This is a genomic window from Acinetobacter sp. BD54 (assembly GCF_044778325.1).
GTDB lineage: Bacteria > Pseudomonadota > Gammaproteobacteria > Pseudomonadales > Moraxellaceae > Acinetobacter > Acinetobacter baumannii.
This window is the reverse complement of record NZ_JANJEP010000009.1, coordinates 128034-149115: the sequence shown is the minus strand read 5'-3', so window position 1 is coordinate 149115 and position 21082 is coordinate 128034. Positions and strand designations below refer to the sequence as shown.

General features: G+C 38.6%; 20 protein-coding genes. 11 read left to right on the top strand and 9 right to left on the bottom strand.

Translation table 11 applies throughout. The features are described from left to right. Positions 1–177: 177 nt before the first annotated feature. Positions 178–795, top strand: coding sequence for a thiol:disulfide interchange protein DsbA/DsbL (locus tag NQ782_RS15145; RefSeq protein WP_000737567.1), 618 nt, complete (start codon positions 178–180; stop codon positions 793–795). Positions 796–872: 77 nt separating this feature from the next. On the opposite strand, the gene NQ782_RS15140 is transcribed toward NQ782_RS15145, so the two are convergent. Continuing rightward, entirely contained in the window at positions 873–1520 is a 648-nt protein-coding gene (locus tag NQ782_RS15140; RefSeq protein WP_001047027.1) for a TetR/AcrR family transcriptional regulator, read from the bottom strand. A gap of 136 nt (positions 1521–1656) precedes the next feature. Then, positions 1657–2295 (bottom strand): TetR family transcriptional regulator, encoded by a 639-nt coding sequence (locus tag NQ782_RS15135; protein ID WP_000027529.1) that lies wholly within the window; start codon positions 2293–2295, stop codon positions 1657–1659. A gap of 173 nt (positions 2296–2468) precedes the next feature. Here NQ782_RS15135 and NQ782_RS15130 point away from each other — a divergent pair, with 173 nt between their 5' ends. The 3 genes from NQ782_RS15130 to rph all read left to right on the top strand — a co-directional run bounded on the left by NQ782_RS15130 (position 2469) and on the right by rph (position 5543). Then, the gene (locus NQ782_RS15130) at positions 2469–3494 is read left to right on the top strand and encodes a ferredoxin reductase (RefSeq protein WP_057093646.1); all 1026 of its coding nucleotides are present in this window, start codon (positions 2469–2471) and stop codon (positions 3492–3494) included. 30 nt (positions 3495–3524) lie between these two features. Further along, entirely contained in the window at positions 3525–4667 is a 1143-nt protein-coding gene (locus NQ782_RS15125; protein ID WP_086231015.1) for an acyl-CoA desaturase, read from the top strand. Positions 4668–4826: 159 nt separating this feature from the next. Then, positions 4827–5543 carry a ribonuclease PH gene (rph, locus tag NQ782_RS15120; protein ID WP_001217232.1) on the top strand — a complete coding sequence of 239 codons (717 nt, stop codon included), beginning with the start codon at positions 4827–4829 and terminating at the stop codon, positions 5541–5543. Positions 5544–5654: 111 nt separating this feature from the next. Here rph and NQ782_RS15115 read toward each other — a convergent pair whose 3' ends face one another. Beyond that, positions 5655–5792 carry a hypothetical protein gene (locus NQ782_RS15115; RefSeq protein WP_086231006.1) on the bottom strand — a complete coding sequence of 46 codons (138 nt, stop codon included), beginning with the start codon at positions 5790–5792 and terminating at the stop codon, positions 5655–5657. Between the two features lie 41 nt (positions 5793–5833). On the opposite strand from NQ782_RS15115, the gene NQ782_RS15110 reads away from it, so the two are divergent. Beyond that, a complete protein-coding gene (locus NQ782_RS15110) occupies positions 5834–8002 on the top strand; it encodes a phosphocholine-specific phospholipase C (protein WP_057093650.1) in 2169 nt (722 codons plus the stop codon). A gap of 423 nt (positions 8003–8425) precedes the next feature. Next, positions 8426–8593, top strand: coding sequence for a hypothetical protein (locus tag NQ782_RS15105; protein ID WP_000938939.1), 168 nt, complete (start codon positions 8426–8428; stop codon positions 8591–8593). Here NQ782_RS15105 and nadC read toward each other — a convergent pair. Further along, entirely contained in the window at positions 8590–9435 is an 846-nt protein-coding gene (gene nadC, locus NQ782_RS15100; protein ID WP_000026922.1) for a carboxylating nicotinate-nucleotide diphosphorylase, read from the bottom strand. The two genes, NQ782_RS15105 and nadC, sit on opposite strands and share 4 nt — an antisense overlap. A gap of 171 nt (positions 9436–9606) precedes the next feature. Here nadC and ampD point away from each other — a divergent pair, with 171 nt between their 5' ends. Beyond that, positions 9607–10176 (top strand): 1,6-anhydro-N-acetylmuramyl-L-alanine amidase AmpD, encoded by a 570-nt coding sequence (gene ampD / locus NQ782_RS15095; RefSeq protein WP_057093652.1) that lies wholly within the window; start codon positions 9607–9609, stop codon positions 10174–10176. Positions 10177–10248: 72 nt separating this feature from the next. Continuing rightward, positions 10249–11799 (top strand): murein biosynthesis integral membrane protein MurJ, encoded by a 1551-nt coding sequence (gene murJ, locus NQ782_RS15090; RefSeq protein WP_014465999.1) that lies wholly within the window; start codon positions 10249–10251, stop codon positions 11797–11799. A gap of 44 nt (positions 11800–11843) precedes the next feature. Here murJ and NQ782_RS15085 read toward each other — a convergent pair whose 3' ends face one another. The 5 genes from NQ782_RS15085 to NQ782_RS15065 form a co-directional block, all read right to left on the bottom strand. Further along, a complete protein-coding gene (locus tag NQ782_RS15085; protein ID WP_000724220.1) occupies positions 11844–12539 on the bottom strand; it encodes an FKBP-type peptidyl-prolyl cis-trans isomerase in 696 nt (231 codons plus the stop codon). Positions 12540–12589: 50 nt separating this feature from the next. Further along, entirely contained in the window at positions 12590–13312 is a 723-nt protein-coding gene (locus NQ782_RS15080; RefSeq protein ID WP_000030395.1) for an FKBP-type peptidyl-prolyl cis-trans isomerase, read from the bottom strand. 192 nt (positions 13313–13504) lie between these two features. Further along, positions 13505–15691, bottom strand: a complete 2187-nt coding sequence (locus tag NQ782_RS15075; protein WP_057093654.1) for a polysaccharide biosynthesis tyrosine autokinase — start codon at positions 15689–15691, stop codon at positions 13505–13507. Positions 15692–15710: 19 nt separating this feature from the next. Beyond that, the gene (locus NQ782_RS15070; protein ID WP_057093655.1) at positions 15711–16139 is read right to left on the bottom strand and encodes a low molecular weight protein-tyrosine-phosphatase; all 429 of its coding nucleotides are present in this window, start codon (positions 16137–16139) and stop codon (positions 15711–15713) included. Positions 16140–16143: 4 nt separating this feature from the next. Continuing rightward, complete coding sequence (locus NQ782_RS15065; RefSeq protein ID WP_057093658.1) at positions 16144–17244, bottom strand: polysaccharide biosynthesis/export family protein; 1101 nt, start codon at positions 17242–17244, stop codon at positions 16144–16146. 354 nt (positions 17245–17598) lie between these two features. On the opposite strand from NQ782_RS15065, the gene tviB reads away from it, so the two are divergent. The 3 genes from tviB to pseC are packed head-to-tail and all read left to right on the top strand — an operon-like array spanning position 17599 to position 21080. Further along, complete coding sequence (gene tviB, locus NQ782_RS15060) at positions 17599–18873, top strand: Vi polysaccharide biosynthesis UDP-N-acetylglucosamine C-6 dehydrogenase TviB (RefSeq protein ID WP_057093660.1); 1275 nt, start codon at positions 17599–17601, stop codon at positions 18871–18873. Between the two features lie 46 nt (positions 18874–18919). Next, positions 18920–19918 (top strand): UDP-N-acetylglucosamine 4,6-dehydratase (inverting), encoded by a 999-nt coding sequence (gene pseB, locus NQ782_RS15055; protein WP_031981007.1) that lies wholly within the window; start codon positions 18920–18922, stop codon positions 19916–19918. 1 nt (position 19919) lies between these two features. Then, positions 19920–21080 carry a UDP-4-amino-4,6-dideoxy-N-acetyl-beta-L-altrosamine transaminase gene (gene pseC / locus NQ782_RS15050; protein WP_057093662.1) on the top strand — a complete coding sequence of 387 codons (1161 nt, stop codon included), beginning with the start codon at positions 19920–19922 and terminating at the stop codon, positions 21078–21080. Positions 21081–21082 lie beyond the last annotated feature (2 nt).

Here is a 21082-nt window from a genome sequence, read left to right as displayed (position 1 = left end):
TGTCACCTCTAAACTTGGGTTATCTTTTTGATGTAGTTCGCCGTTAGTGTAGCGATTATTGGGAAAAAAGCGATAAACCCAATAAAAAACTTCACAGAAGCAAAACGAATTTAGCATATTTGTTTTATATTTAGGGCATAAGCTAATGCATAACAACTTAGAGGAAAAGCTGTAACAATGAAAAAATTGGTTTTGGGTGGTTTGAGTGCAGCAATTATGGCCGTATCGGGTAGTGCAATGGCAGCAGATTTTGTTGCTGGTAAAGACTACACCGTAATCGCCAATCCAGGCAAAGTGGAAGTACCGGGGAAAATCGAAGTTCGTGAGTTCTTTTGGTATGGCTGTCCGCACTGTTTTAAACTTGAACCACATATGCAAACGTGGTTAAAACAAATTCCGAGTGATGTACGTTTTGTGCGTACGCCAGCAGCCATGAACAAAGTATGGGAACAAGGGGCACGTACTTACTATACATCTGAGGCATTAGGTGTACGTAAGCGCACGCATTTACCATTATTCCATGCAATTCAAGTGAATGGTCAGCAGATTTTTGACCAGGCTTCTGCGGCTAAATTCTTTACTCGTTACGGTGTGCCTGAACAAAAATTTAATAGCACTTACAACTCATTTGCTGTAACTGCAAAAGTTGCCGAGTCAAATAAACTTGCTCAACAGTACCAATTAACAGGTGTTCCAGCAGTTGTCGTTAATGGTAAATATGTTGTACAGGGTGAAGATGGTAAAGTTACCCAAGTCCTTAATTACTTAATTGAAAAAGAACGTAAGGCAAAATAAAAGTTTATTGCTTTAAAAAGGGCTTCTTATGAAGCCCTTTTTTATAAAATTTATTTCATAATCACGAAATAATTCAATTAATTTTGAGAATTCTCGTCTTCTATCTGAAAATTTAGCGCATCAAAATTGGTGGTTTGGGTAGGTAGTGATAAGGCTTGGTTAATATATAAATTAATTAATTTTTGGCGAGAACCAATCGAGCGCTGATAATAAGTTGAGTTTAAAAGCAACGATGCACCGTAAGTGAGTGACCAGATATAAGATAAATAGTCACGAATCGACATATCATAATTTAATGATTTTAAATAACTTTCTGTAATGTCTTTAATCGCTAGAATACGTTGTTGACGAACTTCATAAAGCTCTTCAAAAAGATGCTTCAACTTAGACTCTGTCATCGTCAGATTTTCTTCAAGTTGATGCAATAAAATCGTTTTTCCCGGTGTGAGCAAATGGTGGAGCATGTACCGTGGTGCATACTCTTTAAAATCAGTATTATATTTTTGAGAAATTTCTAAAATTTGTTTTTCATTTTGAATAATCAATTCAAGCAGAAGTTCATTTTTACTTCTAAAGTGCTTATAAAGCGTACCTTTTGCAATATCTAGCTCGGCCACTAATTCATCTAGAGTAATTTCCTGATTGTTTTCTAGTAACAATTTTTCTGCAACGCTTAGAATTTTTTCTTTGCGCATCAAAAACTGTGTATGACGATCAAGATTCATAGGTATTCCCACACCAGTTTGGCCTAACGAATAGTTTACTTCCTGTAAAAAGAAAAAGACTTTTCTCGAAATTTTCGCCTTTTTCTTTCACTCTTTACGTATTAACACATAACCTGTTTTTTGTCATTTGCCAGTTTTACCGTTCCCAGTTAGCAATGCCTCTAAACAGTAAGCGAACTTGTGTAGACGCATTTTCAATAAATGCAGTTTGTTGCTGTTTAAGTTGCTCACCTTGATATTGTTTGGCGAGGTTGAGCCACGTCATTGCCCATGTAAATGACATATTGGTCAAAATGGTAGATAAGACATTTAAGTCTTGAGGATTTTGAATATGTTTAAAATTTTCGAGTTTAGTCAGATCTGTTGTGAGATCTTCAATCAAAAATTCAATTTCTCTAGCAATGGCTGCACGGACCGTTTCTGAACCACCCCAACGTTCAGCAATCATAAATTGCCACTGTTTAGGGCTATGATTCACTGCCTGCACAAATAGCTCAATACTGGTTTGGGTTTTTGCAGACTTGTGCTGTAAATAACTCTGGCCGAGTTGATGTAAAACGCTTTTTAAATGTAGGGCAACTTGGTCAACCAACTCTTTCCCGAGTTCATCCATGTCTTGAAAATGACGATAGAACGCTGTTGGCACTAAACCCACTTCACGTGCAACTTCACGCAAACTGATACTACTGAACGAACGCCCAGACGTGCTCAGATGCAAGGCTGCATCGAGAAGTGCCTGACGACTTTGCTGTTTTCGTTCATCCCGTATCGACATTAAAAAAACCTATTTAAACCGTGAGCCAAAGTCTAACAAAAAAGAGCAAACTTTCATAAAAAAAATAGTGAACAAGTGTTGACTGAGTGAACACTTATAAATATAGTGTACATATGTTCACTATACGAACATGTGTTCACTCAAATAAATAGCCAGAAACAAAAGAGGAACGTATGAACGCAACACTTAACTATCAACCACATTGGGTACGAGAAGATTTCGTTGATTTTGTTTTGCAGAAAATTAACGCGACTTGGGCTTGGAAAAGGGTACTTGCAGAAGTTACCGCTGTTCAGCCGCTTCATACCGATATGGTACTGATCAAGCTTAAACCAAATCGTAATTTTAATTTCGATCAAGTTCGAGCGGGACAAAGCATTCTACTGACGTTGCTTATCGATGGCGTTTACCAACAACGTAGCTATTCGATTATTGAAGTAACCACTCAAGGTGAAATCGCTTTAGGTATTAAAGTACAAGGCTTAGTGTCTCGTGCAGCTCAACTATTACATGTAGGCGAGTGTGTTGAGATTTCACAGCCCCAAGGTGATTTTACTTTGCATCAAGGTCAGCGGCCTGCAATTTTAATTGCCTCAGGAAGTGGTATTACTGCAATTTATTCACTCTTGCAGCAAGCTTTAAAACAGCAGCTTGAACAAATCCATGTCATTTATTTTAATCGTGCAGAAATTTTTCATGCCGAATTAAAAGCTTTGGCAGAACAGCATCCACAGCTTCAATATCATTTTTTTAATACCACCGAGCAAAAACAACATTTAACGGAAAGCTTACTACAAAAGCTGGTTCCAGATTTTGCGCAGACTGCGACCTATATATGTGGACACCACGGCATGATGCAGCAGACGAATGAAATTTATGCGCAAAAAGGTGCTCAGTCTCAGCTTCACCAAGAATATTTCCAACCACTTCAAGTGACTGGTACACATGCAGCACAGCCTGTTATTTTCCGCCGTGCTCAACACGAATTTTTAGCTGAAACAAATTTACTGAGCAGTGCAGAGCAGGCGGGACTACGCCCGCAACATGGCTGCCGTATGGGTGTTTGTAATAAATGCAGTTGTACCAAAGTGAGCGGAGTTACTCAAAACCTGTTAACAGGTGAAATTGAAGACCAACCGAACCGTCCAATTAAACTATGCGTGAGCCAGGCATTAAGCCCAGTCACAATTGATCTATAAAAAGAATTACAGAGGATTAACCCTATGAATATGGCATTAAAAGTTTCTATGGCTTCTAAATCTGCTCATTTAACCCCTGAGCAAATTGAAGAATTTGGCCGCCGTGTTGAACAGATTCGTCAAGATGTTATGCAAAGTCTTGGTGAGCAAGATGCAAAATATATCTACAAAGTGCGTAACTTCGTTCGCTATACCGAAATCGCATCACGTGGCATGTTGATGTTTTGTGGCTGGATTCCTCCTGTCTGGTTATTGGGTACAGGTTTACTGGGTATTTCTAAAATTGTAGAAAACATGGAACTTGGTCATAACGTTATGCACGGTCAGTTTGACTGGTTAAATGAACCAAGTCTGAATGGTAATACCTATGATTGGGATACCATCGCCTCTGGTGATGACTGGCGTGAAACACACAACTATGTACATCACACCTATACCAATATTGTCGGTAAAGATCATGATGTCGGATATGGTATTTTGCGAGTAAGTGATCAACAGAAGTGGGAACCTCGTCACCTATTTAATATTCCTTTGGCTCTACAGTTAATGTTTTTCTTTGAATGGTATGTAGGTGTACAAAATCTACATCTTGAAGATGCATTAGTTTATAAAACCAAAAGCTGGAAACAGGTGTGGAAAGATGCGGCTAAGGTCCGTAAAAAAGCAATGCGCCAAGTTTTAAAAGATTATGTGTTTTTCCCTGTGATCTCTGGTCCTATGTTTTTACCGGTTTTTGCAGGCAATGTAGTTGCTAATATTATTCGTAACTTGTGGTCTTCTGCTGTGATTTTTAATGGTCACTTTACTGAAGATGCAGAAACGTTTGAGCCGGATAATACCGATACTGAAACTAAGGCAGAGTGGTATTTACGTCAGATTCGTGGTTCAAGTAATTTTAGTGGTACAGAATGGCTTCATTTTATGAGTGGTAATTTAAGCCATCAAATCGAACACCATTTATTCCCAGATATGCCTGCCAACCGCTATAAAGAAGTAGCACCGAAAATTAAGGCACTTTGCGCTGAATATGGTATTAACTACAACGAGGAGAACTTTATGCGCCAGTTCTGGAGTGTATGGGTACGTTTAGCAAAATGTTCACTGCCAAACCATACCACAGGAAAAGTCATGCAGACATTGGAAAAGTTAAAAGCAAAATTTAAATTTGCGTAATCTTAGTTAATCCAAAATAGCTCCTTTTTAGGGGCTATTTTTATTTTTGAGTTATGAAACTTGCAGACTTACATTTGAAAGTAGGGAATAAACTCAACCTGTCAAAATCCTTTGCTATACTATGCCCAAGTTTGTATTTAAGAGAAGTTAGGAAGGATTATGCGTATTGACCAACGTGCATTAGACCAATTACGTGAAGTGAAAATTACACGAAACTACACCCGTTATGCTGAAGGTTCTGTGCTGGTCGAATTTGGTCACACCAAAGTCCTTTGTACTGCAAGCATTGATAACTCAGTGCCACGCTTTCTAAAAGGCCAAGGTCAAGGCTGGGTAACAGCAGAATATGGCATGTTACCGCGCTCAACACACTCACGTTGTGACCGTGAAGCTGCTCGTGGTAAACAAACTGGTCGTACTCAAGAAATCCAACGCCTGATTGGTCGTAGCCTACGTGCGATGGTTGATTTGAAAAAGCTTGGTGAAAACACGATTACGATCGACTGTGATGTCATTCAGGCAGATGGCGGTACACGTACTGCTTCAATCACTGGTGCTGCTGTAGCATTGGTTGATGCGATGAATGTTCTACTTGCACAGAAAAAAATTAAGCAAGATCCACTTAAAGGCTTAGTTGCTGCAATTTCTGTAGGTATGTATCAAGATGAAGTATTACTTGATCTTTGTTATGAAGAAGACTCGAACTGTCAAACTGACTTAAATGTCGTGATGACACAAGCAGGCGAGTTTATTGAAATTCAAGGTACAGCTGAAGATAAACCATTTACCCGTGCTCAAAGCAATGCCATGTTAGAAATGGCCGAAAAAGGAATTGCCGAGCTCATTAAAAAGCAACAAGAAGCTTTAGGCTGGTAAGTTTAAGTTTTCTAAAAAACGCATCTTCGGATGCGTTTTTTTATGCCTTCATCAAATCGACATAAAAACATCACTTGCCTGTCACCTTTTCGCTTTATTAGTAGTTCGCATTTAAACCGTTTGGAAAAAACCAATGCGAAAACTTTCAATTTTATTAATTACATCTTTAGCACTCATGCTCAGTGCTTGTAACGATGATAACGACTCAGTTAATTCATCGCCAACAACACCGCCTACCAGTAATTGCAAAATGCACTGTGCACCATAATAAGAACTCAGGATAGAAACTAATGAATCGTCGCGAATTTCTTTTAAATTCTACAAAAACAATGTTTGGGACCGCTGCTCTGGCGAGTTTCCCGCTGAGTATTCAAAAAGCGTTAGCAATTGACGCCAAAGTTGAAAGTGGAACTATTCAAGATGTTAAACACATTGTGATTTTGACTCAGGAAAACCGTTCATTTGATAATTATTTTGGAACACTCAAAGGTGTACGTGGTTTCGGTGACCGTTTTACCATTCCTATGACAGAAGGCCGAAAGGTTTGGGAACAATATGACGCCAACAAAAAGAAAGTATTGCCATACCACTTAGATAGTCGTTTAGGCAATGCTCAGCGTGTTACTGGTACAAATCATTCATGGTCAGATGGTCAAGGTGCTTGGGATAATGGGCGTATGAGTGATTGGGTAGCGCATAAACAACCGCAGTCGATGGGCTATTACAAAAAACAAGAAGTTGAATATCAATTTGCCTTAGCGAATGCTTTTACGATTTGTGATGCCTACCACTGTGCCATGCACGCGGGAACTAACCCGAACCGTAAATTTATCTGGACGGGAACCAATGGACCTACAGGCGCAGGTGTTGCGAGTGTGGTCAACGAATTTGATGGAATTGGTCCATCAACAGAAGGTTATGAATGGATGACATATCCTGAGCGTTTACAGCAGGCTGGCGTGACATGGAAAGTTTATCAAAACATGCCGGATAACTTTACTGATAACCCTTTAGCTGGTTTCAAGCAATATCGCCGTGCAAATGAGCAATCTGGTCAACCTGTCAGTAACGACACACTAACGTGTCCAGCATATGATGAAAAGATTGATGTGACTCAACCACTTTACAAAGGTATTGCCAATACCATGCCGGACGGTGGTTTTCTAGGAGCTTTTAAAGCTGATATTGCGCAAGGTAAATTACCGCAAGTGAGTTGGTTAGTTGCTCCGGCAACTTACAGTGAACATCCAGGGCCATCTAGTCCTGTACAAGGCGCTTGGTATATTCAGGAAGTATTAAATGCATTAACTGAAAACACTCAAGTGTGGAGCCAAACCGTTTTATTGGTGAACTTCGATGAAAATGACGGTTTCTTTGACCATGTTCCTTCACCAAGCGCACCTTCTAAAGATATAAACGGTGTTGTATATGGAAAAACCACTTTAATGGACCAACAAGTATCTTATGAATACTTTAATCATCCAGCAGTGGCGACTTCAAAATCTCAACCCGAAACAGACGGACGGGTGTATGGCCCAGGTGTACGCGTTCCAATGTATGTGATTTCGCCGTGGAGCCGTGGAGGATGGGTAAATTCTCAAGTCTTTGATCATACTTCTATTTTACAATTCTTAGAAAAACGTTTTGGTGTGCAAGAACCTAACATTAGCCCATACCGCCGTGCTGTATGTGGTGATTTAACAACGGCATTTAATTTTAAAACACCGAATCTTTTGCCTGTTGCTGAACTAGATGGGAAGAAAACAAAAGCCGAAGCCGATGCGATTCGTGTCGCTCAAGAACTATTGCCGCAAGTTTCTGTTCCGAGCCAGCAACAATTTCCTCAGCAGGAAATAGGAATTCGACCTTCGCGTGCTTTACCTTATATTTTGCACACTAGTGCCAAAGTCGATGCCACTCAAAAAACGGTTAAGCTGATGTTCTCCAATACGGGTAAACAGGCAGCCGTTTTCCATGTCTATAACCGTTTAGATCTTATGGCAATTCCACGCCGTTATATGGTTGAGGCGGGTAAACAGCTTGATGACGTGTGGAATACTATCAATGGGCAATATGATTTATGGGTACTTGGACCAAATGGTTTTCACCGTGCGTTTAAAGGTAATTTAAGTCAAGCTAATCAGACCCAAGCTTTACCGGAAATTAGAGTATGTGTGGAAGAATGTGATGCGAATTTATATTTAAAAGTGCGTCATGATGGTAATAAGACAGTCAAGCTCACTGTCAAGGCAAATGCTTATCTGCCAAACAAGACATGGGCGATAGAAACCAATAGTTCTGAAAAAGAACTGGTTTGGGATATGTCTGAATTTGGTGGTTGGTATGATTTTACGGTGACATTAGCGGACGATGCGACGTTTAGTCGCCGTTTTGCAGGACGTATAGAAACTCAAGAAGATTCAATTTCTGATCCATATATGGGATATTTAGAGTCTTAAGTTGCTGTAATACATAAATATTAAGCTGAAGTCTTAGTTAATAATTATTTTAAATTAGTTAGCACGACGGAGTCTTATCGTTTATTCATCCAGTGGAAGTAGCTAATTCGTTACTTTGGTTTCGCCCAAAGTAAAGTACGTAATAAAGATTAATTAATCTTTATTACGTATCGAAAGACAACAGTTGGCTTAATAACATTCTTGCGCTTCGACAAAGCTATAATCGCTTTGTCTTGCTCAGGTTGTAGATGTCATCTCGCACAATCTAATGTTGGGAAATATAAATGAAGACAGGTAATAACTTATCGTATAGATGAATAATAAAAATAAAGGCTTACCTTTTGTAACAGAATCTCCTAAGCCTGGTCATATTTATCTTTTACCTTGAAACCCTAAATTTTTTAAAAGTGATGGGGAAAACTTATGCTACAAGGTTTTATTGTATTATTAGCAGTAGTTACTTTTGTTTTAATGGCTGCCGATCCACGGGATAGTGGGGCACAAGCGACTCAGTCAGCATGGCAAAAAACACAAGCGGCAGACATGACCAAGTCGCAAAAAAATACCAATAATGATGCTGATTTTATTTAGGCATTAAAACGCATTGATAAATCAACGGCTTTGACATCTTTAGTCAACACGCCCATAGAAATATAGTCGACACCAGTAGTCGCTACTTCGCGTAAGTTTTCAATAGTGATATTGCCCGAAGCTTCGAGTTTACAGCGTCCCGCCACGTGTTTTACAGCATCAATCATTTGTTGTTGGCTAAAATTGTCGAGCATGACAATGTCTGCACCTGCTTCAAGCGCTTGGTTTAGCTCATCCCAAGTTTCAACTTCGACTTCAACAGGTTTACCTGGCGCAATTTGATGTGCTTTTGCAATCGCTTGGGCAATACCGCCCGCTGCCATAATATGATTTTCTTTAATTAAGAACGCATCAAATAAACCGAGGCGGTGATTTTGTCCGCCGCCGACGTTTACGGCGTATTTTTGTGCAATACGTAAGCCCGGTAAAGTTTTACGTGTATCGAGAAGTTTTGTGTTTAAACCTTCAAGATGCTGAACATATTCAGCAGTTTTTGTAGCCACAGCTGATAATGTTTGAATAAAGTTTAAAGCAGGGCGCTCTACAGTCAGTAAGCTACGTGCAGAACCAGCAAGCTTTAAAAAGGCTTCATTTGCAGCAACACGGTCACCTTCTTGTTTTAACCAAGTCACCTGTACAGTGTTGTCATACGCTGAGATGAGCGCATTCACCCAAGGCTGTCCAGCTAAAACCATATCTTCACGGCTAATGATAGTTGCAGTAGCCTGTTCATCTTCAGGTGTGAGCATGGCGGTAATGTCACCGTCCCCAATATCTTCTTGTAATGCTTGTTGAATATTGATTTGAATTGACTGTTCAAGCAAAGACTGAGGTATGCTCATACGGTTTCCATTTTGTCGATGACCCTAAAACTTGCGATATATTAGCACCGTCGACTTTAAAAATAAGCTGTTTTATCAGATTAATCGCGATAAACAATCATGCTGACTACTCTGAAAAGCAATTAACTGTTTTAAACTAAAACAATTTGCAAGCAATTTATTGGCATCTCAATGAAGCAAATCACACCGTATGAAGTTATAAATGGACAATTAAAAGGGGCGAGACAAGTACCTTCTCCAAATTTTAACCAGCGTCCCGCTAGTACCGAAATACAAATGATTGTGGTTCATAATATTAGCTTGCCGCCTTCTCAGTTTGGGGGAGGCTATATTGAACAGTTTTTCCAGAATAAATTAGATTGGTCCGTTCATCCCTATTTTCAGACTATTGAAGGTATGCAAGTCTCTACACACCTGTTAATTTTACGAACAGGTGAAGTCCTACAGTTTGTTAACTTTAATGATCGTGCATGGCATGCAGGGCGTTCAAGCTACTTAGCCAAAGTTGAATGTAATGATTATTCAATTGGTATTGAGCTTGAAGGAAGTGATGACCTGCCTTTCGAAGAAGTACAGTACAGCGTACTAACCGATGTAGTTACTGCTATCCGTCAGGCCTATCCTGAAATTAAAAACCATATTGCAGGGCATTCAGACATTGCACCGGGCCGAAAAACTGATCCGGGACCTTATTTTAAATGGCAGCACTTTAGGCAGTTGTTAGCACAGAAAAAAACTTGAGTTCATTCATCATTTCACAACGAAAAGATTTTCTAGTTTCATTACAATAGCGACTTTCGAATATAGCTGTAGGTGAGTACGATGGCATTATGGCGATCGACTTTTATTGTCAGTGCGATGACGATGTTGTCACGGGTATTGGGCTTAGTACGAGATGTCGTATTGCTCAACGTGTTTGGTGCGGGTAAAGATTTCGATACCTTCGTTGTGGCTTTTCGTATTCCCAACTTCTTTCGACGGTTGTTTGCCGAAGGGGCTTTTTCACAGGCTTTTATTCCGGTATTGACCGAATATAAAACAGGTCGTGCGCATGCAGAAGTTCAAATCCTGATTAGTCGAGTATTTGGCTGTTTGCTGACAGTCATGACTTTACTGACTTTTGTGGCTATGGTTTTAGCTCCAGCAATTATCTATATGTATGCGCCGGGCTTCCATAATGACCCTGAAAAGTTTGATTTAGCGGTCAGTATGTTCCGTCTGACCATTCCCTATTTAATGTTTATGTCGCTTACGGCTTTTGCCAGTAGCATCTTAAACAGTTATGGCTCGTTTGCCTCGCCAGCTTTTTCGCCTGTTTTACTGAACGTAGCAATGATTGCAGGGGCTTGGTGGCTTACACCGTATATGGCTGAGCCAATCAAAGCTTTAGGTTGGTCAGTTGTTGCAGCTGGTATTTTACAGTTAGCTATACAAATTCCTGAGTTATGGCGTAAAAACTTACTGATCCCACCGAAAGTTGATTTTAAACATGAAGGTGTAGAACGTATTTTAAAATTAATGCTTCCTGCATTATTTGGTGTCTCTGTGACTCAGATTAACCTATTGCTAAATACGATTTGGGCATCTTTCATGCAAGATGGTTCAGTGTCTTGGCTCTACAGTGCCGAACGTATGACTGAGCTACCTTTAGGATTAATCGGTGTTGCGATTGGTACAGTGATTTTGCCTTCACTGTCAGCACGTCATGCAGAGCAAGATCAGGCGAAGTTTCGTAGCATGATTGATTGGGCAGCAAAAGTGATTGTGTTGGTTGGTTTGCCAGCAAGTATTGCTTTATTTATGCTTTCAACACCGATTATTCAGGCATTGTTCCAGCGTGGTGAGTTTGATTTACGCGATACACAAATGACAGCACTTGCATTGCAATGTATGAGTGCAGGCGTAATTTCCTTTATGTTAATTAAAGTATTTGCACCAGGTTTCTATGCGCAGCAAGATACAAAAACACCAGTCCGTGTGGGTTTAATGTCGGTTGCTGCTAATGCGATTCTAAACGTTGTATTTATTGGATTTTTTAAACTAATCAATTGGCATGCAGAGCATATGGCGCTTGCATTAGCCTCTTCTGGTTCAGCTTTAGTAAATGCAGGTTTGCTCTATTTTTATCTACATAAGCGTAATATTTTCCGATTTGGTGCACATTGGAAAAAACTGGCACTTCAATATGGTTTGGCTAACCTCGCGATGATTGCAGCGCTTTGGTTCGGGTTAAATTGGTATAACGGTGAACTCTCTCAATGGATTCGTGTTGCAGAGGTAGTCGGTTTATGCGTTATAGGTGTGATCGCTTACTTAATTGGCTTATTACTGACAGGCTTTAGACCGAGAGATTTAAAACACTAAAATAAAAAGCGATCAATTTAGATCGCTTTTTTTATCTTCGAAAATTATTTTGGCAAAACTTGTAGCAACTCAATATCAAAAATTAAAGTACTATTTGGACCGATACTATCCCCAGCACCAACTTCACCATAAGCAAGTTTTGCTGGAATGAAGAAACGGGTTTTACCGCCTTCTTTCATAGTTTGTAAGCCTTCGGTCCATCCGGCGATCACTTGATTTAACTGGAAATCAACAGGGTGATTACGTGCAATTGAGCTATCAAATACAGTTCCGTCGAGTAAACGTCCTTCATAGTTTACTTTTACACGAGAGGTGGCTTTAGGTGTTTTACCAGTGCCTTCTTTTAATACCTGATATTGCAGACCTGATTTAGTCGTAATCACACCAGATTTTTTAGCATTTTCTGCCAGAAAAGCTGCACCAGCCTGAGCGTTTTGTTGACCTTGTTTTTGAAATTCGACTAGCTGTTTAGCTTCTAATGTTTTTTTATAATCATTAATTGCTTTCGCCATTTCTTCATCAGTTAGGCGTGCTGTCTTATTTTGAGCACCTTCTTGTAAACCTTGGTAAAAAATATCAAGATTTAAATCTGTTAACGCATCAGTATTATTACGGCCCATTAAATAACCATAACTATAACTAAATTGATCTTTTGCCGGGCTTTTATTTGTTATCGGTGCAGCAGCAAAAACAGATAAACTCATCGTTGACGCTGCAATAACCAAACTGATTTTTTTCATGTCATTTTCCAAAAAAAACAGGAGAGTATAACGACTCTCCTGGATTGTTATTATTTCACTGAAATGAGTTCTACATCAAAAATCAGTGTACTGTTTGCTGGAATTCCAGGAAGCTCTTGTGGGCCATATGCAAGATTTGATGGTATGAAGAAAGTCGCTTTTCCACCTTCTTTCATGAGTTGAAGACCTTCAGTCCAACCCGGAATGACCTGGTTAAGTGGGAATTCTACTGGTTGACCACGCTTATAAGAACTATCGAAAACCTGTCCATTAATTAAGCGGCCTTCATAATGTACTTTAACAATAGACTGAGCAGTTGGCTGTTTACCAGTACCTTCTTTAGTAATGATATATTGCAAACCTGATGCAGTGGTTTTTACGCCAGCTTTCGTTTTGTTTTCTGCAAGGAACTGTGCATCTGCAGAGTCAGCAGCCGTACCTGCTTGCTCAGGTTTGTCTTGATGCTGCATTTTTTGTTGTAACTCTTTTTCATAAGCAGCAACGGCAGCTTTTAAATCTTCTTGAGTATAAGCACTAGGCTGCTTATTGCGCGCATCATGGATCCCTTGAACAAATGCTTTCGTATCCAGTTCAGGAGGAGTTTGTTGAGCAACTTCATACCCAAGAACATAACTGATTTTTTGAATTGGAGAAGCATTTTTGTCTGCTTTACGTCCGACTTCTGTGGTCGGATGTTGAGTTGCATAATATACAGGTACAAGTGCAGCACCGCCTAAAACTACAGCGACAGCAATGGGTAAGGCTTTACTCATAAAAGGTTCCAAAAATAATCATTTGAGTCTAAAAGGCTGCTTCGATCTTAGCATGCTTCGACTTAAGCATAGAATGCTTAACAAAAAAAACGAGTGGTTTTTTATATATTTTAGTTAGTTTTAATGTGGAAAAACTTAAAAAGCAAATAAAAAAACCGGATCATTTAATCCGGTTTTTATGAAGAGTTTTAATTAGTCTTCTTTTTGTGCCTTATAGGCATAAGCATAGTTATAGCCATAACCATAGCCAGCGCTAGCACGTTGAATATCATTGAGAATAAAGCCGTTGACTTTAACACCCGCTTGTTCAAAACGATTAACAGTTAGTTCAAGCTCTTTCATTTGTGACTTGGCGTAGCGTGCAACAATTAAGTTCACACCAGTATATTGCGAAATAATAATACCATCGGTTACCGCAAGCACTGGTGGAGTATCAATAATGATGTGGTCATATTGACTTTGGAGCTGCTCAAGTAATTCCTTAAACTGGTTTGAGCTTAAAATCTCTGAAGGATTTGTTGGGCTCTTACCACGAGTGATCACATCAAGATTGGCTACCTGAGTTTTGTGCAAGACTTTTTGTAAATCAGCTTGTCCACTTAGAAATTCTGATAGACCAGGCTTCACATCAACATCAAAATATTTATGCATATAGCCACGACGCATGTCTGCATCAATGAGTAATACACGCTTGTCACTTTGAGCAAAAATAGTTGCAAGGTTGGTCGAAATAAACGATTTACCTACTTCAGGAGAGGGACCTGCAATCATAATGATATTATTTTTTGCATTTGCTAATGCAAAGTGAATAGCTGTACGGATACTGCGTAAGCTTTCAATCGCAATATCATCACTATTTTTAACCGCAAGAATAGGAATGCTCTTCTTCTTCTTTAAAATCTTGATGCGGCTTTCTTGAATTGGAGAACGAGGGACAGTTGCATAAACCGGTAAATCCAATTCATTTTCAATTTGGCCAGAATCTTTAATACCTGTACGTAACATATTACGTAATAGGGCTAGTAGAGCTCCAATAAAGCCGCCCACAAATATCGATAAAATAAGAACTAACAGTTTTCTAGGCTTAATAGGTTCAACAGGTTCAACAGCAGTGTCGACAATACGTACATTACCAATTTCACCGGCTTTGGCAATACGAAGTTGTTGGTATGAATTTAAAAGAGCTGTATAGAGCTGTGTTTTAACTTCAACTTCACGATAAAGCTGTAAATACTGGCGCTGAACATCGGGTAATTGTTTTAAAGTACTATTGAGTTCACCAATTTGCTTATTGATCGCAGCGAGCTGGCCATTAATTTCTCGCATTGCTGGATGTTCAGCCGTATATTTAGCTGCCATTTCAGCTTGTTTTTGTTCAAGCTCTGCTTTTTTAGTTTCCAAAGTAATACTTTGGGTTAAGTAAAGCTCAGATTCTTTAGTCACATCAACGGTGTTATACTGTTGACGGAATTTATTAAATTGACGCTCTGCATCATCTAGCTGTTTTTTCAGGTCAGGTAGTTGTTCATCTAAAAATTTTAAGGTTTGAGCAGATTCTGCCGAACGGCGTTCAATATTTTGCGCACTATAAGTCGCTAAAATAGCATTGAGAACTTTGGTAATATGCTCTTTGTCTTGACCTTGATAGTTAAGACCTAAAACTCCTGTAAGCTTACCGCGTTCAGCCACTGAATAATTAGCACTCAGTACATTTACTGCAGCAGGTAAAGATAAATTAGTAATGTTATAAGTGGCATCAAATTGGTCTTTTGTAAAGATGGCGACTTTCCATAAACCATGAGGGCCTGCAACATGGTTAACTTGGTTTAGTGGAACAGTTAAGATAACTTCTTCAGTATCTGGGTCTGTTAAACGTAAAGACTGTTTATCGAAATTAAGAAGTAAATTTTTGTCAAGATAGTAAGCTGGAACTTCAAATTCACGTACTTCAAAACTTTTTAAGTCATCTTTAAATAAAACCGATTTTTTAGTGTATTCAGTTTTATAATCGGTATCACTCAATAAGCGATGGGTAAGCGTATTTTCAGTGCTAGAGACCTGTATATTCAGATGTAAATCTTTAATAACAGAACCTAAAACCAGACGTGATTTTAAAATTTCTATTTCTGCCTGAGCTGGTGATTTTTGCTCAATCATTTGTGATAGATCACCTAAAAGTGCAGCAGAAGCCCCTTTACTGTCCTCAACCTGAACCAACGCATCTACCGAATAGGTATTTGGCGTTACACGTAAATAGAGTAGGGCACATACAACGCTTAAAATAACGCATAGAGCAATGAGTTTCCACTGAGCAATCAGTGAAAAAAACAATTCTTTTAAGTCAATTGTATCTTCGGTATTAGTATTCTGTTGGTTCATATGCTTAAAAATCTATACATTAAATATAAGGTTTCCAGTCAGCCACGCATTGCTGAATGAGTTGGCAAGTTTCATCAAATACAGCTTGCTCATGCTGGTAGGGATCGGGCACATTTTTATTTTGCCAATGACCTAAACGGAAAGTTTTTCCTTTTGCAAAGGGCCAAGATTGTTCTATATGTTTCTGTTGGTTACTGCTCATCACTAGAATAAGATCAGCTTTTTTGATGAGCTCGGCATTGAGCTTTCTTGCAATATGAGGCTGCATATCAATGCCTAAACGCTGCATACAGAGCTGGGCCTTTTCATCGGCTTGATGCCCAGTCAATCCTGAAATACCCGCAGATTCAATATTGAGTTGAGGATATTGCTGTTTTAAAAAATATTCTGCCATAGGGCTACGGCAAATATTTCCAATACACACCACCAAAATATTTTTAATTTGCATAATATTATTGTCCCAAACGGTCTATGTTATATAAAGCATTTGAGAACGGGATAATCTGATTAACCACACGTTGCCAGCGTGTTAAGCCAGTCGCATCGACATAAACAATATCATTACTACGTAACCTAAATTGATTCGCTAATCCAAAATCTCCAATACTCATTAAATTTAAATGATAAATTTCGGTTGTGCGGTCATTTGGGTTTGTCCGTACTACATATATGCGGCTAGCGCTGGCTGAATTTGGATTAATGCCCAAGCTTTCACCTAGAGCATCAGTCAATGTCATGCCTTGATCGCGCATTGGTAGCGCTTGATTTTTACCCGATTCACCCATCACATAAATTTTTTGGTTCTCACGGGTACTGACATAAATAGTATCGTTTGGCTGAACCAAAAGTTTGTGCAGTGAATAGCCAGCTTTTTCTAAATCAATCGTATTTAGGTTATAAGTTCGGCCATTCCGAATCAGTTGAATATAAGTGTTATCTCCTGTTGTAGTTACGCCACCTGCCATACCCAAGGCAGTATAAATACTCACGGGTTGGTCGCTTAAATAAAATTGACCACCTTTAGTAACACTACCTTGAACAGAGAAGCGCTGTCCTTCATATGAAAGCACGCGAACAACAACATCGGGATTTTTTAGAAAGCGAGCCAGCTGACTATGTAACTCTCGGTTGACTTGAGCAAGTGTTTTTCCGGCTGCTTTATAGCGGCCAACTAATGGAAACTGAATATAACCACTCTGATCGATTGGATAGCCATTCGCTTGAATAGATTGTTCATTACTAATATTGTTTACAGGAGGGGTAATTTCCGGATAAGCCCATAGCTGAATAGAGAGAACATCCCCTGAACTTAAACGATAAATAGTTTGTTGATTTTTAAATAATGATGCGTAGTCGCGTTGATAGTCAATTTGAGCAGGCTGAATTGCAGGTAATGTTTCTTGAGAAATTTTAACTACATTAACCGTAGTTCCGAGGTCCGTTTTATAAACTCCCTCATTCGGAATATCATAAGTTTGTAAACCGGAAGTAACCGCACAGCTGGCAGCACTTAAACTTAAGGCAAGAACAGAGAAAAACTGGCAATACTTCACACGCGACCCTTTGTGTATTTATCTTTAATTGATATTGTCCACTGCATAGCGACAAGTGTCTATTAAACGCAGGCTGAACTGATTCTAGCTGAAAAGAAATGAAAAAACATAGAAAAATCGCAAGGCTTTGTATGTTTAGTTTATCTGGAACGGGCTGTTAAGCAGTGGTCACAGTGTAGAAATATTAAAAATGTATAATTTTGGCTACATTAAAAAGGTAGCTTATAAACGTTGTAAACACATTTATACAATTGACGTACGGCGCTGAATGAAAATCTGATATAGTACGCTGCACTGTTAGTGCCAAAAGCATGATTTATTAGATATAAACTCTAAGGAAAAAGGCTCGTTTATATGCAAATTGCCAAATTAAAAATAGCAATTATTGGGTTAGGCTATGTTGGCTTGCCGTTGGCAGTTGAGTTTGGAAAAAAGGTACCAGTTGTCGGCTTTGATATTTATCAAAAACGTATAGATGAGCTTAAGAATGGTCAAGATCATACCTTAGAAGTTTCACCTGAAGAATTAAAGCAAGCTGTTCACCTCAACTATACTGCTCATTTAGATGATTTAAAGGACTCTAATTTTTTCATAGTCACAGTGCCTACACCAATTGATGACTTTAAGCAGCCTGATTTAACTCCTTTAATTAAAGCCTCGACGAGTATTGGGCAGGTTTTAAAAAAAGGTGATGTAGTGGTATATGAGTCCACCGTATATCCAGGCGCAACAGAAGAAGTATGTATTCCGGTTTTGGAAAAAGTATCTGGACTCAAGTTTAATCAAGATTTCTTTGCAGGTTATAGTCCAGAGCGCATTAACCCCGGTGATAAGCAGCACCGTGTAACTAATATTTTAAAAATCACATCGGGCTCCACACCTGAGGTAGCTGATTATATTGATGAAGTTTATAATTTAATTATTGAGGCGGGCACTCATAAGGCCCCGAATATAAAAGTAGCAGAAGCAGCTAAAGTAATCGAAAACACACAACGTGATGTCAATATTGCTCTGATTAATGAATTGGCTCTTATTTTTAATAAATTAGATATTGATACCGAAGATGTACTCAAGGCTGCTGGCACGAAATGGAACTTTCTACCATTCCGACCTGGATTGGTTGGAGGACATTGTATAGGTGTAGATCCCTATTATCTTACTCATAAAGCCCAGTCTATCGGCTTGCATCCTGAAATTATTTTAGCAGCTCGCCGTTTAAATGATCGTATGGGTGAGCATGTAGCAACTCAGCTCATTAAAGAAATGGTGAAACAGCGAATACAAGTTGTTGGTGCTCGTATTTTAGTTATGGGACTTAGTTTTAAAGAAAATTGTCCTGATATTCGTAATACAAAAATTGTCGATTTTATTAAAGCGTTGAAAGAATACGATTTAGATTTAGATATCTATGACCCGTGGGTAGATGATACAGAAGTACAACACGAATATGGTTTAGCGCCAATTAAAGAATTACAACAAGGCTTGTATGATGCGATCGTTATTGCCGTTGCCCATAATCAGTTTAGATCAATGAGTGCACATGAGTTTCATGCATTAGGTAAAGAAAAGCATGTACTTTATGATTTGAAGTATGTTTTAGATAAATCAGAGACCGATATCAGACTTTGATATTATTTAGGCTAATAATTTTAATTTGTTTAAAAATGAGGAAGAGATGTTACAAGGCTCAACAATATTAGTAACTGGTGGAACAGGTTCTTTTGGTAATACATTTGTTCCAATGACATTGGAAAAATATAATCCTAAAAAAATAATTATTTTTTCTCGCGATGAAATGAAACAATGGGAAATGGCGAAGAAATTTAAAGATGATAAACGTGTTCGGTTTTTCATTGGTGATGTGCGTGATAAAGAACGTTTATATCGCGCTTTAGATGGGGTTGATTATGTTGTACATGCTGCTGCAACAAAAATTGTACCAACTGCTGAATACAACCCTTTTGAATGTATCAAGACTAATATTAATGGTGCAATGAACCTGATTGATGCATGTATTGATAAAAAAGTAAAAGGTGTTGTTGCTCTTTCAACTGATAAAGCAAGTAGTCCAATTAATTTGTATGGTGCAACAAAACTTGCATCTGACAAATTATTTGTTGCTGGTAATGCATACTCTGGTGAACATGGTACAAAATTCTCTGTTGTGCGTTACGGTAATGTAATGGGATCTCGTGGGTCAGTTATTCCTTTCTTTATGTCAATTAAAGATAAAGGCGTGCTGCCAATTACAGATGACCGTATGACTCGCTTTATGATCTCGTTAGAACAAGGTGTAGAGCTTGTTTGGCATGCATTTGAAGATATGGTTGGTGGTGAAATTTATGTGAAAAAAATTCCATCAATGAAAGTCACCGATCTTGCTGCAGTGGTTGCTCCTGAAGCTAAACAAGAAGTTGTAGGTATTCGTCCAGGCGAAAAATTACATGAGCAAATGATCAGTGTCGAAGACGCTTATTATACTTATGAATACCCAGAACATTATAAAATCTTGCCTGTAATTAATGATTGGGCGGAAACACAAGAACGTATTAAAGACGGTAAACGAGTTCCAGAAGGTTTCCACTATTCTAGTGATAATAATACTGAATGGATGAGTCCAGAAGATTTACAAAAATGGTTAATTGAAAACGCTGAGAAAGTAGGAAATATCTAACATGTTTATCCCATATGGCAAACAAAATATAAATCAGGCTGATGTTGATGCAGTGGTTCAAGTTCTCCAATCTGACTTTTTAACACAAGGTCCTCAAGTTCCTTTATTTGAAAAATCAGTAGCAGAATTGGTTGGGGCAAAATATGCCTTTGCTATGAATAGTGCAACATCAGCTTTACATGTAGCTTGTTTGGCATTGGGATTGAAAAAAGGAGATGTCCTTTGGACATCTCCGATTACTTTTGTTGCATCGGCTAATTGTGCATTGTACTGTGAAGCAGATGTTGATTTCGTCGATATTGACCCAAATACCTATAATCTTTCGGTTAATGCTCTAAAAGCCAAATTAGAAATTGCAAAGCAAAATAATAAATTACCAAAAATTGTAGTGCCTGTGCATTTATGTGGTCAGCCATGCGATATGGAAAAAATCCATGCACTTTCGAAAGAATATGGCTTTAGTGTTATTGAAGATGCCTCCCATGCAATTGGGGGTAAATATAAAGAAAGTTATATTGGTTCTAACCAGTATTCTGATATTACAATTTTTAGTTTTCATCCAGTCAAAATTATTACAACAGCTGAAGGTGGAATGGCGCTTACCAATAATGAAGATTTAGCTAAGAAAATCGATTTATTGCGTAGCCATGGTGTTACAAGAAACCCGGAATTTATGACCAAACCATCTGAAGGCCCTTGGTACTACCAACAGGTTGAGTTAGGTTATAACTATCGCATGACCGAGTTACAAGCTGCATTAGGGGTTACACAGTTGACTCGCTTAGAAACATTTGTAGCTAAACGACATGAGATTGCTAAAAAATATAATGAGCTTTTAAAAGATTTACCATTAATTACTCCATACCAATTACCGGAAACATATTCTGGTTTGCACTTATATGTCATTCGTTTAAAGCTAGATGAATTGAGTAAAGGGCGTAAAGAAATTTTTGAAATATTGAGAGAAAAGGGTATTGGAGTAAATGTGCATTATATTCCAGTGCATACCCAACCTTATTATCAACAATTAGGCTTCAAACAAGGCGATTTCCCTGAAGCAGAAGCTTATTATGAAGCAGCTATTAGCTTACCAATGTTCCCTGATTTGACTGATGAGCAAATTCAGTACATTTACCAGACACTAAAAGAGGTGTTGGTATAATA

What these genes read in the sequence shown, in the direction of transcription:
- NQ782_RS15070 (WP_057093655.1), bottom strand. Translation starts at nt 16,139, where the DNA reads ATGCAAATTAAAAATATTTTGGTGGTGTGTATTGGAAATATTTGCCGT.
- NQ782_RS15075 (WP_057093654.1), bottom strand. Translation starts at nt 15,691, where the DNA reads ATGAACCAACAGAATACTAATACCGAAGATACAATTGACTTAAAAGAA.
- NQ782_RS15140 (WP_001047027.1), bottom strand. Translation starts at nt 1,520, where the DNA reads ATGAATCTTGATCGTCATACACAGTTTTTGATGCGCAAAGAAAAAATT.
- nadC (WP_000026922.1), bottom strand. Translation starts at nt 9,435, where the DNA reads ATGAGCATACCTCAGTCTTTGCTTGAACAGTCAATTCAAATCAATATT.
- NQ782_RS15105 (WP_000938939.1), top strand. Translation starts at nt 8,426, where the DNA reads ATGCTACAAGGTTTTATTGTATTATTAGCAGTAGTTACTTTTGTTTTA.
- rph (WP_001217232.1), top strand. Translation starts at nt 4,827, where the DNA reads ATGCGTATTGACCAACGTGCATTAGACCAATTACGTGAAGTGAAAATT.
- ampD (WP_057093652.1), top strand. Translation starts at nt 9,607, where the DNA reads ATGAAGCAAATCACACCGTATGAAGTTATAAATGGACAATTAAAAGGG.
- pseC (WP_057093662.1), top strand. Translation starts at nt 19,920, where the DNA reads ATGTTTATCCCATATGGCAAACAAAATATAAATCAGGCTGATGTTGAT.
- pseB (WP_031981007.1), top strand. Translation starts at nt 18,920, where the DNA reads ATGTTACAAGGCTCAACAATATTAGTAACTGGTGGAACAGGTTCTTTT.
- NQ782_RS15080 (WP_000030395.1), bottom strand. Translation starts at nt 13,312, where the DNA reads ATGAGTAAAGCCTTACCCATTGCTGTCGCTGTAGTTTTAGGCGGTGCT.
- NQ782_RS15135 (WP_000027529.1), bottom strand. Translation starts at nt 2,295, where the DNA reads ATGTCGATACGGGATGAACGAAAACAGCAAAGTCGTCAGGCACTTCTC.
- tviB (WP_057093660.1), top strand. Translation starts at nt 17,599, where the DNA reads ATGCAAATTGCCAAATTAAAAATAGCAATTATTGGGTTAGGCTATGTT.
- NQ782_RS15130 (WP_057093646.1), top strand. Translation starts at nt 2,469, where the DNA reads ATGAACGCAACACTTAACTATCAACCACATTGGGTACGAGAAGATTTC.
- NQ782_RS15125 (WP_086231015.1), top strand. Translation starts at nt 3,525, where the DNA reads ATGGCATTAAAAGTTTCTATGGCTTCTAAATCTGCTCATTTAACCCCT.
- NQ782_RS15085 (WP_000724220.1), bottom strand. Translation starts at nt 12,539, where the DNA reads ATGAAAAAAATCAGTTTGGTTATTGCAGCGTCAACGATGAGTTTATCT.
- NQ782_RS15145 (WP_000737567.1), top strand. Translation starts at nt 178, where the DNA reads ATGAAAAAATTGGTTTTGGGTGGTTTGAGTGCAGCAATTATGGCCGTA.
- NQ782_RS15110 (WP_057093650.1), top strand. Translation starts at nt 5,834, where the DNA reads ATGAATCGTCGCGAATTTCTTTTAAATTCTACAAAAACAATGTTTGGG.